This window comes from Streptococcus oralis, assembly GCF_001578945.1.
Taxonomy (GTDB): domain Bacteria; phylum Bacillota; class Bacilli; order Lactobacillales; family Streptococcaceae; genus Streptococcus; species Streptococcus oralis_Q.
Genome location: NZ_KQ969556.1, coordinates 23156 through 24108 on the forward strand (window position 1 = coordinate 23156; position 953 = coordinate 24108).

A 953-nucleotide genomic window follows, 5' to 3' on the forward strand; every position below is an offset into this window, starting at 1 on the left:
AATTCTATCCCTTGGGGCAGTTCTTCCCTTTTTTGACATTCTTTTCTACTCAGTAATGATTAACTCGTTTCAGTATTTAAGAGTCGAAAAATTCGGTATGAATGATATTCTTACTTATGTGACTGGCTTCATTTTGAAACTTTTAATTATGTCGGTTTAAAATGCAACTAAAGATACCAATCCATCAATTATAAAATACTTTCTGATACCCTAAGCCTTCTCGTCTATGTTATACTGATATCAGTACATTCTTTGAGAGAGGGAGATTTATGAGAATCTATAAAACTGTCAATCCCGTTGCCTATGAAAACACTTATTACCTAGAAGGAGATCAACACCTGATTGTGGTTGACCCAGGTAGCCATTGGGAAGCTATTCGCAAGACTATCGAAAAAATCAACAAACCAGTCTGTGCGATTCTCCTGACCCACACCCACTACGACCATATTATGAGTCTGGACTTGGTTCGTGATACTTTTGGAAATCCCCCAGTTTATGTAGCAGAGAGTGAAGCTAGCTGGCTTTATACACCTGTAGATAATCTCTCTGGTCTCCCTCGTCATGATGATATGGCAGACGTGGTCGCAAAACCTGCAGAGCACACCTTTGTTTTTCATGAAGAATACCAGCTTGAGGAATTTCATTTTACAGTTCTACCGACTCCAGGGCACTCTATTGGCGGTGTTTCCCTCGTTTTTCCTAATGCCCATCTAGTCTTGACTGGAGATGCTCTATTCCGTGAAACCGTCGGACGTACAGACCTTCCTACAGGTAGTATGGAACAACTTCTCCATAGCATTCAGACGCAACTCTTTACTCTCCCTAACTACGATGTCTACCCGGGACACGGTCCAGCTACGACCATCGCTCACGAAAAGACTTTCAATCCCTTTTTCTAGCAAGTAAAAGAGGCTGGGACAAAAAGATTTTGATTTTAGGAATTCTTTATTCTA

Annotated in this window: 1 protein-coding gene; it reads left to right on the top strand. The window is 40.8% G+C overall.

Going from position 1 to position 953, the window contains the following annotated elements; genetic code table 11:
* Positions 1 to 269: 269 nt before the first annotated feature.
* Positions 270 to 899, top strand: coding sequence for an MBL fold metallo-hydrolase (locus tag SORDD16_RS09005; RefSeq protein ID WP_061453185.1), 630 nt, complete (start codon positions 270 to 272; stop codon positions 897 to 899).
* The last annotated feature ends 54 nt before the right edge of the window (positions 900 to 953 follow it).

What these genes read in the sequence shown, in the direction of transcription:
- SORDD16_RS09005 (WP_061453185.1), top strand. Translation starts at nt 270, where the DNA reads ATGAGAATCTATAAAACTGTCAATCCCGTTGCCTATGAAAACACTTAT.